Annotated in this window: 7 protein-coding genes; 5 read left to right on the top strand and 2 right to left on the bottom strand. The window is 74.1% G+C overall.

Annotation, left to right across the window (positions count from 1 at the left end):
* A complete protein-coding gene (locus ABJI51_RS10820) occupies positions 1–618 on the bottom strand; it encodes a helix-turn-helix transcriptional regulator (protein ID WP_348949687.1) in 618 nt (205 codons plus the stop codon).
* Positions 615–1724, bottom strand: coding sequence for a threonine synthase (locus ABJI51_RS10825; RefSeq protein ID WP_348949688.1), 1110 nt, complete (start codon positions 1722–1724; stop codon positions 615–617). The genes ABJI51_RS10820 and ABJI51_RS10825 overlap by 4 nt, the downstream gene beginning before the upstream one ends.
* Positions 1725–2453: 729 nt before the next feature.
* Here ABJI51_RS10825 and ABJI51_RS10830 point away from each other — a divergent pair.
* Genes ABJI51_RS10830 through ABJI51_RS10850 form a run of 5 tightly spaced genes read left to right on the top strand, consistent with a single transcriptional unit; the run spans position 2454 to position 16012 of the window.
* Positions 2454–9419 carry an SDR family NAD(P)-dependent oxidoreductase gene (locus tag ABJI51_RS10830; protein WP_348949690.1) on the top strand — a complete coding sequence of 2322 codons (6966 nt, stop codon included), beginning with the start codon at positions 2454–2456 and terminating at the stop codon, positions 9417–9419.
* Positions 9420–9424: 5 nt separating this feature from the next.
* Positions 9425–13747, top strand: a complete 4323-nt coding sequence (locus ABJI51_RS10835) for a beta-ketoacyl synthase N-terminal-like domain-containing protein (protein WP_348949692.1) — start codon at positions 9425–9427, stop codon at positions 13745–13747.
* Positions 13744–14049, top strand: coding sequence for an acyl carrier protein (locus ABJI51_RS10840; protein ID WP_348949693.1), 306 nt, complete (start codon positions 13744–13746; stop codon positions 14047–14049). The genes ABJI51_RS10835 and ABJI51_RS10840 overlap by 4 nt, the downstream gene beginning before the upstream one ends.
* Entirely contained in the window at positions 14046–14849 is an 804-nt protein-coding gene (locus ABJI51_RS10845) for an alpha/beta fold hydrolase (protein WP_348949694.1), read from the top strand. Before ABJI51_RS10840 ends, ABJI51_RS10845 begins: the two co-directional genes overlap by 4 nt.
* Entirely contained in the window at positions 14849–16012 is a 1164-nt protein-coding gene (locus ABJI51_RS10850) for a glycosyltransferase (protein WP_348949696.1), read from the top strand. The genes ABJI51_RS10845 and ABJI51_RS10850 overlap by 1 nt, the downstream gene beginning before the upstream one ends.
* Positions 16013–16023 lie beyond the last annotated feature (11 nt).

Consider the following 16023-nt stretch of genomic DNA (forward strand, 5'->3'; position numbering starts at 1 on the left):
TCAGCGCAGGTAGTTGTACACGCTGGCGCGGGAGATGCCGAGCAGGTCGGTCAGCACCGGCACCGCGTTCTTCAGCTCCAGGAACCCCCGCGCCTTCAGCGAGCGGACCAGTTCCTTCTTGCCTGACGGTGGCAGGCTGCGTGGCGTGTGGCCGCGCTCGGTGGCGTAGTCCTCGACCAGGGCGCGCAGCTCCTCGGTCGTGCGGGCGCGCAGGGACTCCGTCAGCGGGGCCGGTTCGTCGGTGCGGGCCAGGCGGGTCAGGGCGTGGGCCGCCGATCCCAGGAGGGACACGTCGAGGTTGAGGCACAGTGCCGCCACGTACTCGCCGCCGGAGTTGCGGATGCCGATCGACGTGCTCTTCGCCGGGCGGCCGTCCGGGAAGCGGTTCGGGTAGTTCTGCAGGACGTCCGGGAACTCCGGGTCGGCGATGCGGGCCAGGCCCAGCTCGGTCGCCGGGTCGCCGACCGCGCGGCCGGACAGGCCGCCTTCGATCGCGCGGACCGCGTGGGCCGGGTCGCGCAGGTCGTGCAGGACCACTTCGCACAGGCCCGGGAACATCCGGCCGACCGCGTGGGCGATCTTCTCCGCCTCGCGCAGCAGCAGCTCGTCCTCGGTCATCCGATCAGCTCCCGCAGCCGGTCGGCCGCCTTGAGGCCGGAGCCGGTGAGGACGACGACCGTCGTCTCGCCGGGGCGGATCGCTCCGCGGGCGCGGAAGACGTCGATCGCCGCGGCCGCGGTCGCGCTCGTCGGTTCCGCGTAGAGGCCCAGCGACGCCAGGCGCCGGGCGGCCGTGGCGATCGCGTCCTCGTCGATGGCCGCGGTGTCGCCGCCCGAGCGGCGGATCGCCGCGACGACCTCCGGCAGGCGCACCGGCTGCCGGATCGCCGTCCCCTCCGCGACGGTCGGGGCGAACGGCGGTGGCCGGTGGCCGTGGAACGCGGCGTCGACCGGGGAGCAGTTGCGGGGCTGCGCGACCAGCAGCCGCGGGCGGCGCGGGATCGAGCCCGCGGCCAGCAGCTCGCCGAACCCGAGGTCGCAGCCCAGCACGATGCTGCCCGCGCCGGCGACCGTGACGACGGCGTCCGGCGCGCGGAAGCCGAGGTCCTCCCACAGTTCGTACGCGAGGGTCTTGGTGCCCTGCAGGAAGAACGGGTGCCAGTTGTGGCTGGCGTAGGTGGTGCGGTCCGACCGGCGGACGGCCTCGGCGGCGGTGTCGTCGCGCGTGCCGGGCACCAGCTCGACGGCCGCGCCGTACGCGCGCGTCTGCAGGACCTTGGCAGGCGAGGTCCCCTCGGGGGCCAGGACGGTCGCCGCGATCCCGGCCGCGGCGCTGTAAGCCGCCACCGACGAGCCACCGTTGCCGGAGCTGTCCTCCAGCAGCTCGCCGACGCCGGCGCCGGCCAGCGCCGAGACCATGACGCTGGACCCGCGGTCCTTGAAGCTGCCCGTCGGGCTGAACCATTCGAGCTTGAACCGGACCTCGGTGCCGCCCCAGTCCCGCGGGACCAGCGGCGTGCAGCCCTCGCCGAGCGACACCGGGCGCAGGTCGCCGGGCAGCGCGGCCCGGTAGCGCCAGAGCGAGCGGACGCCGGTGTCGACGTCGTCCGGGCGCAGGCCGGGCAGCGGGACGACGGAGAGCGGGGCGCCGTCGTCGCCGCGCCACCGCAGCGGGTCACCCGGGTATCGCCGCCCCGAGCGCTCGTCGGCGTACCAGTACTCCACAGCCACCTCCGTCGTTGGACACCGTGTCCAAGTCTAGACGATCAGTCCAGAACTACTGACGGGTATGCGAAAAGTCTTCAGCTGTTTCTCAGGAAAAGCCCGGCCCCGGGTGAGGGAAAATTTCGGTCAAGGCCGCGGGATGTCACGGCGGCCAGGGCACCGATGGTGGCCGCTCGAATACCCGTGGTCGCCGCAGCCCGGCTGCCGGGACGGCGCAGGCGGTCCCGGCATGCTCGCGTGAGCACCGGGAACCGCCGCGGCCGGGGAATCCACTGTGGACCCGGTGCGGTCCGGAATTCGGCTTTCGATTCCTGTGTCCGGCGGGAAGAGGGTGGCTGCTTTTGTCGAGAATTTCGACAAAAGGAAATCCGCGGAAAAGGCGCCGGTTTACCGTCCCGACACGTCGTGGTGGCCTGCCGGAAAAACGGACCCGACGGCCGGAGTGGTCCGGTGTGGCGAACGGCACGGCGTCCACCAGGCGGGATGGCTTGCGCCGACCGGCCGTGCGGACCTCGTGGACGGGCCCTGCGGGCCGGTACGGCAATGCGCTGCCGCATCCCGGCGCGCGGAACGTGACGGCGACGTTAAATTCTTGCGGCGGCAGGACGAGTGCTCCCGAATTTTCTGAAGCCCGGCTATGAAATCGCGGCCGGTTGTTGACTGCGCGGAAGGAACCCGCTTAAGTACTCCCCGTTACCCACATCCCTTTCGCGCGTAGCGGGAGTTCCCATGCGTCTCTCGAAAGACGACTCCGTGCCGGCCGAGCTGGTCGTCGCCGTGTCGCCGCTGCGCTGCCCGTCGGCGCGCGGAGTTGCCGCCGCCGTCCGGGGCGGCGGCCTCGGCGTGCTCGACCTGACCGGCGGCGGTGCCGCCGCCGCGGAAGAGCTCGCGCTGCTCGCCGAATGGGGTGTCCCGGCGTTCGGGGTCCGGCTCGCCGCCGCGGCCGCCGACCTCCCGGACGCGGTGACCACCGTCCTGCTGACCGAAGACGCTCTCTGCACCGCACGCGACTTCCCGGGCCGGCGGGTGCTGGCCGAAGTCACCTCCCGCGCGTCGGCCGCGGCGGCGGTCGCCGCGGGCGCGCACGGCCTGGTCGCCCGCGGCCACGAATGCGGCGGCCGCATCGGCGAACTGAGCACGTTCGTGCTGCTCCAGGCCCTGCTGGCCGACGACACCCTGGACGTCCCGGTGTGGGCCGCGGGCGGCATCGGGCCGCACACCGCCGCGGCCGCGGTCGCCGGTGGCGCGGCGGGCGTGGTCGTCGACACTCAGCTCGCGCTGCTCCCGGAAGCCGAGCTGCCCGCGTCGCTCACGGCCGCCCTCACCGGCCTCGACGGGTCGGAAACGACCGTCGCCGACGGCGTCCGCGTCCTCGCCCGCCGCGGCAGCGAGCCGATCGAAGCGGGCCAGGACGTCTTCCTCGCCACCCGCTTCCGTGACCGCTGGGGCGCGGTGACCGCCGCGGTGCGTGGCCTGGCCGACGCCGTCGCCGACGCCCTGAGAGCCGAAACGCCGGTGCTCGGACCGGGAACCGCGGGCAGCCGCGCGCTCGGCACGACGCTGCCGGTCGCCCAGGGACCGATGACCCGCGTGAGCGACCAGCCCGCGTTCGCGGCCGCCGTGGCCGCGGGCGGCGCACTGCCGTTCATCGCCCTGGCGCTGTCCGGTGCGGAGCAGACCCGCGACGTCCTGCAGCGGACCCGCGAAGCCGTCGGCGACGCGCCGTGGGGCGTCGGTGTCCTCGGGTTCGCGGCCGACGACGTCAAGGCCGCGCAGCTCGCCGTCATCCGCGAGCTGCGGCCGACCCACGCGATCATCGCCGGCGGCCGCCCGGCACAGGCCACCGCCCTGGAGGACGCCGGGATCTCGACGTTCCTGCACGTGCCATCGCCGGGGCTGCTCAAGCAGTTCCTCGAAGCCGGTGCCCGCAAGTTCGTCTTCGAAGGCTCCGAATGCGGCGGCCACGTCGGTCCCCGCACCAGTTTCCCGTTGTGGGAGGCCCAGCTCGGCGTGCTCGCCGACTTCCTCGCCGCCACCCCGGGCGCGGCCGCGGAGCTGCAGCTGCTGTTCGCCGGCGGCGTCCACGACGAGCGCTCGGCCGCCATGGTCGCCGCCCTCGCCGCCCCGGTGGCCGCGCGCGGTGCGGCGGTCGGCGTGCTGATGGGCACCGCCTACCTGTTCACCCGCGAGGCCGTCGACGCGGGCGCCGTGCTGCCGCTGTTCCAGCGCCGGCTCCTGGAAGCCGAGCGGACCGACCTCCTCGAGACCGCGCCGGGGCACGCCACCCGCTGCGTGCGCAGCCCGTTCACCGAGGAGTACGCGGCGATCAAGGCCGATCTCGCCGAGCGCGGCGTCCCCAGCCGAGACGCCTGGGAACACCTGGAAACGCTGAACGTCGGGCGGCTTCGCCTGGCCAGCAAGGGCCTCGAACGCGTCGGCTCCGAACTGCGCGAGGTCGGCGAAGACCGGCAGCTCGCCGAAGGCATGTTCATGGCGGGCGAGGTCGCCGTCCTGCGCTCGGCCGTCACGACGATCGACGACCTGCACGCCGCCGTCGGCGAAGGCGCGCACGCCTTCCTGCGTGCCCGCGCCGCGGAATTCGGTCCCGCGGAACCGGAACCGCCCGCCCCCGAGCCCCTCGACATCGCGATCGTCGGCATGGCCTGCATGTTCCCGCAGGCCCCTGACCTGGCGACGTTCTGGGCGAACGTCCTTTCCGGAGCCGACGCGGTCACCGAGGTCCCGCCCCAGCGCTGGGACACCTCGCTCTACTACGACCCGGACGGCCAGGGCGAGCGCACGCCGTCGCGCTGGGGCGGGTTCCTGCCGGAGATCGGCTTCGACCCCCTGAAGTACGGCATCCCGCCGTCGTCGCTGGCCAGCATCGAGCCCGTGCAGCTGCTGGCACTGGAGGCCGCCCACCGCGCGCTGGCCGACGCGGGTTACGCCGACCGCCCGTTCGACCGGGCCCGGACGTCGGTCGTGTTCGGCGCCGAGGCGGGCAGCGACCTGTCGAACGCGATGACCCTGCGTACCGTGCTGCCGTCCTATGTGGGCGAACTGCCGTCCGATCTGGACGAACGGCTGCCGCGGATCACCGAGGACTCCTTCCCCGGCGTGCTGGCCAACGTCATCGCCGGCCGGATCGCCAACCGGCTAGACCTGGGCGGCGCCAACTACACCGTCGACGCCGCGTGTGCGTCTTCGCTGACCGCGGTCGACGTCGCCTGCAAGGAACTGACCGCGGGCACCAGCGACCTCGTCCTCTGCGGCGGCGCGGACCTGCACAACGGCATCAACGACTACCTGCTGTTCGCCTCGGCGCACGCCCTGTCGCCGACCGGGCGCTCGGCGACGTTCGACAGCGCGGCCGACGGCATCGCGCTCGGCGAGGGGGTCGCCTGCGTCGCGCTCAAGCGCCTGGCCGACGCCGAACGCGACGGCGACCGCGTGTACGCCGTCATCAAGGGCGTCGGCGCGGCGTCCGACGGGCGGGCACTGGGCCTGACAGCGCCGCGGCCGGAAGGCCAGCACACCGCGCTGACCCGCGCCTACCGCAACGCCGGGATCTCGCCCGCGCGCGTCGGGCTGCTCGAAGCGCACGGCACCGGCACGGTCGTCGGCGACCGGACCGAGCTGGGCACGCTGACCAAGGTGTTCACCGAGGCCGGTGCGGCGCCGGGCACGTGCACGATCGGCTCGGTGAAGTCCCAGATCGGGCACACCAAGTGCGCGGCCGGGCTGGCCGGGCTGGTCAAGACCGCGCTGGCGCTCCACACCGGCGTCAAGCCGCCGACCCTGCACGTGACGTCGCCGAACCCGGCGTGGGACCCGGAAACGAGCCCGTTCGTGTTCCAGGCCGCGGCCCAGCCGTGGGCCGCGCCGCCCGCCGAGCGGATCGCCGGGGTCAGCGCGTTCGGCTTCGGCGGCACGAACTTCCACGTCGTGCTCGGCGCATACGACGGCGTGCCGCCTGCGCACACCGCCGACGAGTGGCCCGCGGAACTGTTCACCTTCACGACGGAGTCCGCGGCACAGGCACTGCTGGAACTGGCCTCGCAGGTGCCTGCGGGCCGTCAGCCGTGGCGGCTGCGGGACCTCGCGCTGGCCGCGTCCCGTCGTTGTGAAGCGGCGGGCGGGCCCGTGCGGATCGCCGTCGTGGCGTCCACTGTGGACGAGCTGACGACGTTGCTGCGTCAGGCATTGGCCGGGCAGGACGCGCCGGGCGTGTACCGGGCCGATGGGGGCGAACCCGGCGAGGTCGCGGTGCTGTTCCCGGGCCAGGGCAGCCAGCGGCCGGGCATGTTCGCGGAACTGTTCGTCACCTTCCCGGAGCTGCAGCGGTATCTGCGGCTCGACCCGGCGACCGCCGAGGTCGTGTTCGGGCCCGCGGTGTTCGGCGAGCGCGAGCGGCAGGCGCTGGCCGAACGCGTCACCGACACCCGCATCGCCCAGCCCGCGCTCGGCCTTGCCGGGCTGGCCGCGTTCCGCCTGCTGACCCGCGCGGGCGTGCGGCCCGCGATGGCAGGCGGCCACAGCTACGGCGAGCTGACCGCGCTCGCCGCGGCGGGCTCGCTGACGCCCGAGGCACTGCTGCACGCCAGCCACGCCCGCGCCGCGGCCATTCTCGGCGCGGTGCCCGACGGCGATCCCGGCGCGATGGCCGCGGTCGCGGCGGGCGCCGCCGAGACCGGCAAGGTGCTCGCCGACGCCGGGCTCGCGGCGGTCGTCCTGGCCAACCACAACTCGCCCAGGCAGACGGTGATCTCGGGACCGTCCGCCGACATCGACACCGCCGTCGTCCGGCTGCGCGACGCCGGCCTCGGCGCCAAGCGGATCCCCGTCGCGTGCGCGTTCCACAGCCCGCTGGTGGCCCCGGCGGGGGAGACGTTCGGCGCGGCCCTCGACGCGATCGGCGTCGTCCGGCCCGCCGTCCCGGTGTACGGCAACCGGACCGCGGCGCCGTACCCGGCGGACCCGGACGAGATCCGCGGCGAGCTGGCCGCGCAGCTGGGCGCGCCGGTCCGGTTCGTCGAGCAGGTCGAGGCGATGTACGCGGCAGGGGCACGGGTGTTCGTCGAGGCCGGGCCCGGTTCGGTGCTGGCCAAGCAGGTCGCCGCGATCCTCGGCGACCGTCCCCATCGGACGGTCGGGTTCGAGCAGCCGGGCCGCCGCGGCCTGCCCGGATTCCTCACGGCGCTGGCGCAGCTGGCGGTGTCGGGCGTGCCGGTGGAGACGGGCTGGCTGTTCCGCGGCCGCGACGCGGTCGACGCGGCGACGGCCCCGCGCCCGAAGCGTCCGGGATGGACGGTCGACGGCCACCTGCTCCGCACCGCGGACGGCACGATCCCGGACGGCGCGCTGCGCCCGGCCGAACGTATTTCTCTCGGCGTGGCGGCGCCCGCGGCGCCGACGTCGGAGGCGATGGTCGCGGACTTCCTGCGCACGAGCCGCGAGATGATCGCGGCCCAGCGCGACGTCCTGCTGGGCTTCCTCGGCACCGAGGTGCCACCGTCGGTCACGCTTCCGGCCCCGGTTTCGCTTCCGGTTTCGCTTCCGCCCGAACGCCCCAATGTGGCCTTGGTTGCGTCAGACGCACCCAAGGCGGCCTTCGGTGCGTTGAGCGCACCGAAGGCCACATTGGGGCGGTCGGTGCTGGAGACCGTGGTGGAGGTGATCGGGGAGCGGACGGGGTATCCGGTGGAGATGATCGAGCCGGACCTCGATCTGGAAGCCGACCTGAGCGTGGACTCGATCAAGCGGGCGGAGATCGCGGGCGAGCTGGCGTCCCGGCTGGGGCTGGCCGGTGGTGACGTCGAGGAGTTCGCCAAGGCCCGCACGGCCGCGGCGATCGCCGCGCTGATCGGGGAGGAGCCCGCCGAGACGCCGTCGGTCACGTCGGTGCTGGAGACCGTGGTCGAGGTGATCGGGGAGCAGACGGGGTATCCGGTGGAGATGATCGAGCCGGATCTCGATCTGGAAGCCGACCTGAGCATCGACTCGATCAAGCGCGCCGAGATCGCCGGGGAACTGGCCGCGCGCCTGAACCTGGACACCGGCGGTGACGTCGAGGAGCTGGCCAAGGCCCGCACGGCGGCGGCGATCGCGGACCTGCTCGGCCCCGAGCGCCCCAATGTGGCCTTGGTTGCTCCGCCCATGCCCCCACCGCCGCCCTCAACGGAGGCGCTTCGCGCCGCTGTGTTCAGCAACGCACCGAAGGCCGCCTTGGGTTCGTTGAGCGCACCGAAGGCCACATTGGGGCGTTTGGGCGAAGCGGAACCGGAACGGGAGCCGCAGCCGGTGGTTGTCGCGCCGAAGCGGCTGGTCATGGCGGAAGTCGAGCTTGAGCCCGCGGAGACTCCGGATGTGCGTGGCCGGAAGTTCCTGCTCGTCGGCCGTGGCCCGGTCGCCGAAGCCGTGAAAACCCGGCTCAGCGGGCTGGGCGCGGCGGCCGAGATCGACGACGATGTCCGGCCCGGGTTCGACGGGGTCCTGTTCCTGCCGGACGGCGACCCGGTGCTGCCCGCCGCCTTCCCGCAGTATCAGGCCGCCCTGGCCGGGCAGCCCGGCTGGCTGCTGACCGCCGGGCCGGGGGAGGGCCTGCGCGGCTTCCACCGCAGCCTCGCCCGCGAATACCCGGACACTCTCACCCGCGTCGTCGAGACGGCACCGGACGACACCGCCGAAGACCGGGCCGCCGCGCTCGTCGAAGAGCTGTCCACTGTGGATCGTGAGCCCGTCGTCGTCCGGGAAGGCAAGGTGCGCAAGGGCTTCCGGATGACCGAGGAGAGCCTCGGCCTGCTCGGCAGCAGCGGTGCGGGACCGGCGGGCGACGGTGCGGCCGAAGCGGCCGCCGTCGGGCTGGACCGCGAGTCGGTCGTGCTGCTCGTCGGCGGTGCCAAGGGCATCACCGCCCGGTTCGCCGCGACCCTCGCCGCCGCGAGCCGCTGCCGGATCGAACTGCTCGGCCGGACGCCGGTGCCGCCGCCGGACGACGAATACCCGCAGGCCAAGGATGCCAAGGACCTGCGCGCCGCGCTCATCGCGGCCGGGCTGAAGAGCCCCGCCGAGATCGAACGGGCCGTGCGCCGGATCCAGGGCGAACGCGAGGTCCGGCAGACCCTGGCCAGGCTCGGCGAACTCGGCAGCACGGTGCGCTACCAGTCCGTCGACATGCTCGACGCCGAAGCCGTGCACCGGGCCGTCAAAGAGATCCACGCCGAGCACGGCCGCCTCGACGGCATCGTCTACGCGGCCGGCGTCATCGAGGACAAGCTCGTCGCCGAGAAGACGCCGGAGTCGTTCAACCGCGTGTACGCCACGAAGGTCGACGGTGCCCGGACGCTGCTGGACGCGACCGCGGACCTGCCGGACGAGCCGAAGTTCGTCGTCCTGTTCGGCAGCATCGCCGCCACGCTCGGCAACCGCGGCCAGTCGGACTACGCCGCCGCCAACGACGCCCTCGAAACGCTCGGCCGCCGGTGGCCCGCCGGGCGCGCGGTGACCGTCCACTGGGGACCGTGGGCGCCGACCGGCGAGCACGACGGCATGGTGACCCCCGAGCTGATGCGCGACTACGCCCGCCGCGGCATCGCGCTGATCGACCCCGAGGAAGGCACTCTCGGCCTGCTGCGCGAGCTGGCGTGGGGCCGTGCCGACGCCGCGGCCGTCGTCCACACCGCGTCGGGCTGGTGACCGGCATGCGCGTGGCGATCGTCGGGATGTCGGTGCTGCTGCCCGGCGCGCCCGACCTGGCGAGCTACTGGCGCAACCTCGTCGGCGGCGTCGACGCCATCACCGAGGTGCCGCCCGAGAAGTGGGACGGCACGCACTACGCGCCCGGCGAGCGCCGCGCCGACAAGGTCTACTGCCGTCGCGGCGGGTTCGTCGACGAACTGGCCGAAGTGGACGTCACCGGCTTCGGGATCATGCCGAACTCGGTGCCCGCCACCGAACCCGACCAGCTGATCGCGCTGCGCGTCGCGGCACAGGCCGTCGCGGACGCGGGCGGGCCGGACCGGCTGCCCGCCGACCGCGCGAAGGCCGGGGTCGTGCTCGGCCGCGGCGGCTACCTGACGCCCGGGCTGGTCCGGCTCGACCAGCGGGTCCGCACCGCCAGCCAGCTCGTCCGGACCCTCGGCGAGCTGCTGCCGGACCTCGACGCCGACCGCCTCGACGCCGTCCGCCAGGCCTTCACCGACCAGCTCGGCCCGGAGGCGCCGGAGTCGGCGATCGGGCTGGTGCCCAACCTCGCCGCGTCCCGCCTGGCCAACCGGCTCGACCTGCGCGGCCCGGCGTACACAGTGGACGCCGCCTGCGCGTCCTCGCTGATCGCCGTCGACCACGCCGTGCGCGAACTGGCCACCGGCCGCTGCGACGTCGTGCTCGCCGGCGGGGTCCACCACTGCCACGACATCACTTTCTGGAGCGTGTTCAACCAGCTGGGCGCGCTGTCGCCGTCGGAGCGCATCCGGCCGTTCCACCGCGACGCCGACGGCGTGCTGATCGGCGAGGGCACCGGCATCGTCGTGCTCAAGCGCCTCGCCGACGCCGAACGCGACGGCGACCGGATCTACGCCGTGATCACCGGCACCGGCGTCGCCTCCGACGGGCGGACCGCGAGCCTGGCCAGCCCGGACTCCGGCGGCCAGGTCCGGGCGGTGCGCCAGGCGTGGGCCGCGGCAGGCCTGGACCCCGCCGACCCCGAATCGCTGGGGCTGCTGGAGGCGCACGGCACCGCGACCCCGGCCGGGGACGCGGCCGAACTGGCCACCCTGGCGGAGGTGTTCGGCAGCGCGGGCTCCGCCGTGCTCGGCTCGGTCAAGTCCATGATCGGCCACACGATGCCCGCGGCCGGGATCGCCGGGCTGGTCAAGGCGGCACTGGCCGTGCACCACGGCGTCCTGCTGCCCACGCTGCACTGCGACGACCCGCACCCGGCACTGGCGAAGACCCGGTTCTCCACTTTGGACACCGCGAAGCCGTGGGACGCGCCGGTGCGGCGGGCCGGGGTCAACGCGTTCGGCTTCGGCGGGATCAACGCCCACGTCGTGCTGGAACAGGCGCCGGACCACGCGAAACCGGTTGTGGTGCACGAGCCCGAACGCGTGCTGCGGCTCGCCGCACGGTCGGTCGACGCCCTGCGCGACCTGCTCGACCGTTCCGGTCCGGGCGAGCCCGGCGACGGGCCGGTCCGGCTCGGCATCGTCGACCCGACCGAGAAACGGCTGGCACTGGCCAGGAAGGCGCTGGCCCGCGGCCGGGCCTGGCGCGGCCGCAACGACGTGTGGTTCGCCGACCGCCCGCTGCTCGGGCCGGGCGGCGGCAAGATCGCCTTCCTCTTCCCCGGCCTGGAGTCGGAGCTGACCCTGAACTGCGGGGACGTCGCCCGCCACTTCGGCCTGCCCTGGCAGCACGCCGACGTCGAGGTCGGCGACGTCGGCCGTCAGGGCACCGCGGTCTTCGAACTGGGCAGGCTGCTGGACGCCGCGCTCCGGCGGATCGGCGTCACGCCGGACGCCGTGGCCGGGCACAGCCTCGGCGAGTGGACCGCCATGGCCGTGGCCGGGCTGCACGCCGAAGACGAGGTCGACGCCTTCCTCGCCGGGTTCGACCCGGACGCGCTCGTCGTCCCCGGGCTCGCCTTCGCCGCGATCGGCGCGCCCGCGCCCCAGGTCGCCGAGGAGCTGGCCGGACAGCGTGATGTCGTGCTGTCCCACGACAATTCGCCCAACCAGGCCATGATCTGCGGGCCGGAAACCGCGGTCGAGGACCTGGTGACCCGGTTCCGGCAGGCCGGGATCGTGGCGCAGGTGCTGCCGTTCCGCTCCGGCTTCCACACCCCGATGCTGCGGCCGTACCTGGGCCCGATCCGCGAAGCCGCCGAGCGCTTCACGCTGTACCCGCCGAAGCTGCCGCTCTGGTCGGCGACCACGGTGGCGGAGTACCCGGCGGGCGAAGCCGAGGTCCGCGAGCTGTTCGTCCGGCACCTGCTGGAGCCGGTCCGGTTCCGCCCGCTGGTCCAGGCGCTGTACGCCGCCGGGTTCCGCGCGTTCGTCCAGGCCGGCGCGGGACAGCTGGGCTCGCTGGTCAGCGACACGCTGCACGGCGAGGAGCACCTCGTCGTGGCGGCGCACTCGGCGCACCGCCCCGGGCTCGCGCAGCTGCGCCGGGTCGCGACCGCGCTGTGGGTGGACGGCCTGGACGTCGATTTCGACCGCCTGCCGGGCGCCCGGGCGGTCACGTCCAAGGCCGTCAAGCTCGACCTCGGCGGGCGGCTGATCTCGCTGGACGAGCAGGTCCGCGCCCGGATCGCGCTGCCGGCCGTCCGCCGGTCCACTGTGGACGACCTGGCCGCCAAGGGCCCGCTCGCCGCGGAGTTCGCCGCGCTGCTGGCCGACACCGCCGAGCTGGCGTCCACGGTCCTGACCGGCCGCTCCCAGGCGCCACTTTCACGTGAAAGCGGCGCCCCGGAACGGAGCTTTCACGGGAAAGTGGCGCCGCCGCGGGCGCTGGACACCACCCTCGACGTCTCAGTCGAGGCGATGCCGTACCTGCTCGACCACTGCTTCTTCAAGCAGCCGCCGCAGGCGGACCCGGGCGACCGGTGGCCGGTCGTCCCGGCCACCACGGTGATCGACCACCTGATGGGCTTCGCCGAGCAGGCCGCGCCCGGCCGCCGCGCGGTCGCCGTGCACGACGTCCGGCTCAGCCAGTGGATCACCGCCGTCCCGGCGGTCACCGTGCCGGTGCGGGTCCGGCCCGCGGGCCCCGACCGGGTGCACGCGGCGCTGGAGGGCTACTCCCAGGCCGTCGTCGAACTCGCCCCGGCCTACCCCGCGGACGCGCCCGCGCCGTGGCGGTTCCCGGCCTCGGCCGAGCAGGTGCCGGAGACGACCGCGGCCCAGCTCTACGCCGAGCGCTGGATGTTCCACGGCCCGCGCTTCCAGGGCGTCACCGAGCTGACCGCGGTCGGCGACCGGCACGTCCGGGCCGTGCTGACCACTCCGGCGGCACCCGGCGCCCTGCTCGACAACGTCGGCCAGGTGCTCGGCTACTGGATCATGTCCCGGCTGCCCGAGCGCACCACCGTCTTCCCGGTCGGCATGCGCGAAATCCGGTTCCACGGCCCGCATCCGGCACCGGGGGAGCGCCTGGAGTGCCTGGTGAAGATCACCGGCCTGACCGAGGAGTTCCTCGACGCCGACATGCAGCTGGTCCGCAACGGGCAGGTGTGGGCCGAGTTCACCGGCTGGCGCGACCGCCGCTTCGACAGCACCGCGCACATGCGCCAGGCCGACCGCACGCCCGAACGCTCGACGCTGTCGTACGAACAGCCCGGTGGCTGGGCACTGGTCCACGAGCAGTGGCCGGACCTGGCCACCCGCGAGCTGATCATGCGCAACTACCTGGCCGGACCCGAGCGCGACGCCTACGACCGCCACCCGCCGCGCGGGCGGCGCCAGTGGCTGCTCGGCCGGATCGCGGCCAAGGACGCCGTCCGCCAGTTCCTCTGGGCCCGTGGGGAGTCCGAGATGTTCCCGGCGGAACTGCGTATCGGCAACGACCACAGTGGACGTCCACACGCGACCGGTGCCTACGGCCGGGAGCTGCCGCCGCTGACGATTTCGCTGGCGCACCGCGGGGAAGCCGGGGTGGCGATCGCGAGGCAGGGCCCGTGCGGCATCGACGTCGAAGAGGTCGCCCCGCGTTCGCAGTCCACTGTGGAGGCCGCGCTCGGCCCGGCCGAGCTGGCGCTGTTCGCGGGCCTGCCCGGCGACCCGGAGCGCTGGTTCGCCCGGTTCTGGACCGCCAAGGAGGCCGTCGCGAAGCTGCGCGGCACCGGCCTGCGCGGCGAACCCCGCGACTTCGCGGTGGTGGCCGCGGCCGAGGACGAGCTGACCGTCCGCGTCGAAGGCCACGACTACCGCGTGTGCTGCACCGACGCCGAGAACCCGCCAGGGCTGCCGCCGCGGCGCTACGTCGTCGCCTGGACCGAAGAGACGAAGGAGACTACCCCATGAGCATCGAGACCACGGCCGCGGACGAGGTGACCGTGCTCGCCCAGGTGGGCGGGATGCTGCGGGAGCTGCTGGAGGAGTACGGCCTCGACGACGCCGAGATCACCATGGACACGACGTTCCACGACGACCTCGAGCTGGAGAGCGTCGACCTGGTGGCGCTGTCGGGGCAGCTGCGCGAGCACTACGGCGACCGCGTCAACTTCGCGACCTTCATCGCCGTGCGCGACCTCGACGAGATCATCGCGCTGACCGTCGGCGAGCTGGTCCGCCACATCGTCGCGTCGCTGCGGGCCGCGGCGTGAGCCGCATCCGCGCCGGTGAGCTGGACGTGCACGTCCAGCGCCTGACCCCGGACGTGCCGCTCGACGGGGAGGCCCCGATCGTGGTGTGCGTCCACGGCCTGCTCACCGACAGCCTGGCCAGCTACTACTTCACCCTCGGCCCGGCGTTCGCCGAGCGCGGGCTCGACGTGCTGATGTACGACCTGCGCGGGCACGGCCGCACGACGCGCCCGGCCTCGGGGTACCGGCTGGAGCAGTTCGTCGACGACCTCGTCGCGGTGCTCGACGCCTGCGAGGTCACCCGGCCGGTGCACCTCGTGGGCAACTCGTTCGGCGCGTCGGTGGCACTCGGGCTGGCCGCCGCCCGCCCGGACCGGGTGGCCAGCGTCGTCGCCATCGAGGGCGAACCGCCGACCGAGGAGTGGACGCGGCACATGGCCGACGGCCTCGCCGACGCGAAGACCCGGCTGGCCCTCGACGAGGTCATCGGCTGGATCGCCGACAACCACGGCGCGCACACCGCCCGGCTGTCGAAGGCCGCGAACCGGATCCTGCAGACGACCACGATCGCCGAGGACGTCCCGCGCAGCGCCACGATCGCGGCGGACCTGTCGGCGGTGCGCTGCCCGGTGTTCGCGATCTTCGGCGGCGACTCGGGCCTGGCCGCCCAGGTGCCGCACTTCGAAGCACACCTGGAGGGCCGCTGTGTCGTGCTGCCCGACCAGGGGCATTCGGTCCTGGTCGAGCGGACCGCGGAGGTCATCGAGCTGGTCTTCGGCTGGGTCCGCGACACCGCACGCACGCAGGCGCGGGTGCGGTAGTGGCCCGGTTCCTGTTCGTCGTCCCGCCGCTGGTCGGGCACGTCAACCCGGCCGCGGGCGTGGCGGCCGAGCTGACCGCACGCGGTCACGAGGTCGCCTGGGCCGGGCACGCGGAGCTGCTGTGGCGGCTGGCCGGCCCGGATGCGCTGGTGTTCTCCTGCGCCCTGCCCCCGGACCTGCCCGCGCGCCCCGCCGAGCTGAAGGGCCCGGCGGCGCTGCGGTTCCTGTGGGAGGACTTCCTGATCCCGCTGGCCGACGCGATGGCCCCGGGGGTGGCCGCGGCACTGGACGCGTTCGCCCCGCACGTCGTGGTCGCCGACCAGCAGGCACTGGCCGGCGGGCTGCTGGCCGAGGCACGCGGCCTGCCGTGGGTCACCTCCGCGACGACGTCGGCCGAGCTGATCGACCCGCTCGCCGGGATGCCAAAGGTGGCGGCGTGGGTCGGCTCGCTGCTGGACGGCCTGCGCGCCCGGATCGGCGGCGGTGCGGCGGACCCGCGGATTTCGCCGCACGGCGTGCTCGCGTTCACCACCCGCGAGCTGCTCGGCACGGCCACCCTGCCGCCCCGGGTCCGCCTGGTCGGCCCGTCGATCGGCACGCGTCCGTCCACAGTGGACTTCCCGTGGGAGTGGCTCGACCCGCTGCGGCCGACCGTCCTGGTCTCCCTCGGCACGGCCAACACCGCGGCGGGGGCCGGCTTCCTGGCCGCGGCGGCGGAGGCGTTCGCCGGCCGGTCGGTCCGTGCGGTGATCGCCGACCCGGGCGGCGTGCTCGGCGAGGTCCCGCCGAACGTCCTGGTACGGCCGCAGGTTCCGCAGCTGCCGCTGCTGGAGCGGGTGGACGCGGTGGTCTGCCACGCGGGCCACAACACGGTCTGCGAATCCCTCTGGCACGGCCTGCCCCTGGTGGTCGCCCCGATCCGCGACGACCAGCCGATCGTGGCGGCCCAGGTGGTGGCGGCGGGCGCGGGCCTGCGCCTGCGCTTCGGCCGCGCGGACGCCCCGCGCATCGCGGCCGCGGTCGAGGAGGTCCTCACGGAACCGGCCTACCGCCGCGCGGCGCAGGCGCTGGGTGCGTCGTTCCGGGCGGCGGGCGGAAGTGCGGCTGCCGCGGGATATCTGGAGCAGCTCGCGCTGGAAAGCCTGGCGCATCTGGGACCCTGAACCCGTTGTCC

The sequence above is a fragment of the Amycolatopsis melonis genome (assembly GCF_040064235.1).
Classification (GTDB): Bacteria; Actinomycetota; Actinomycetes; order Mycobacteriales; family Pseudonocardiaceae; genus Amycolatopsis; species Amycolatopsis melonis.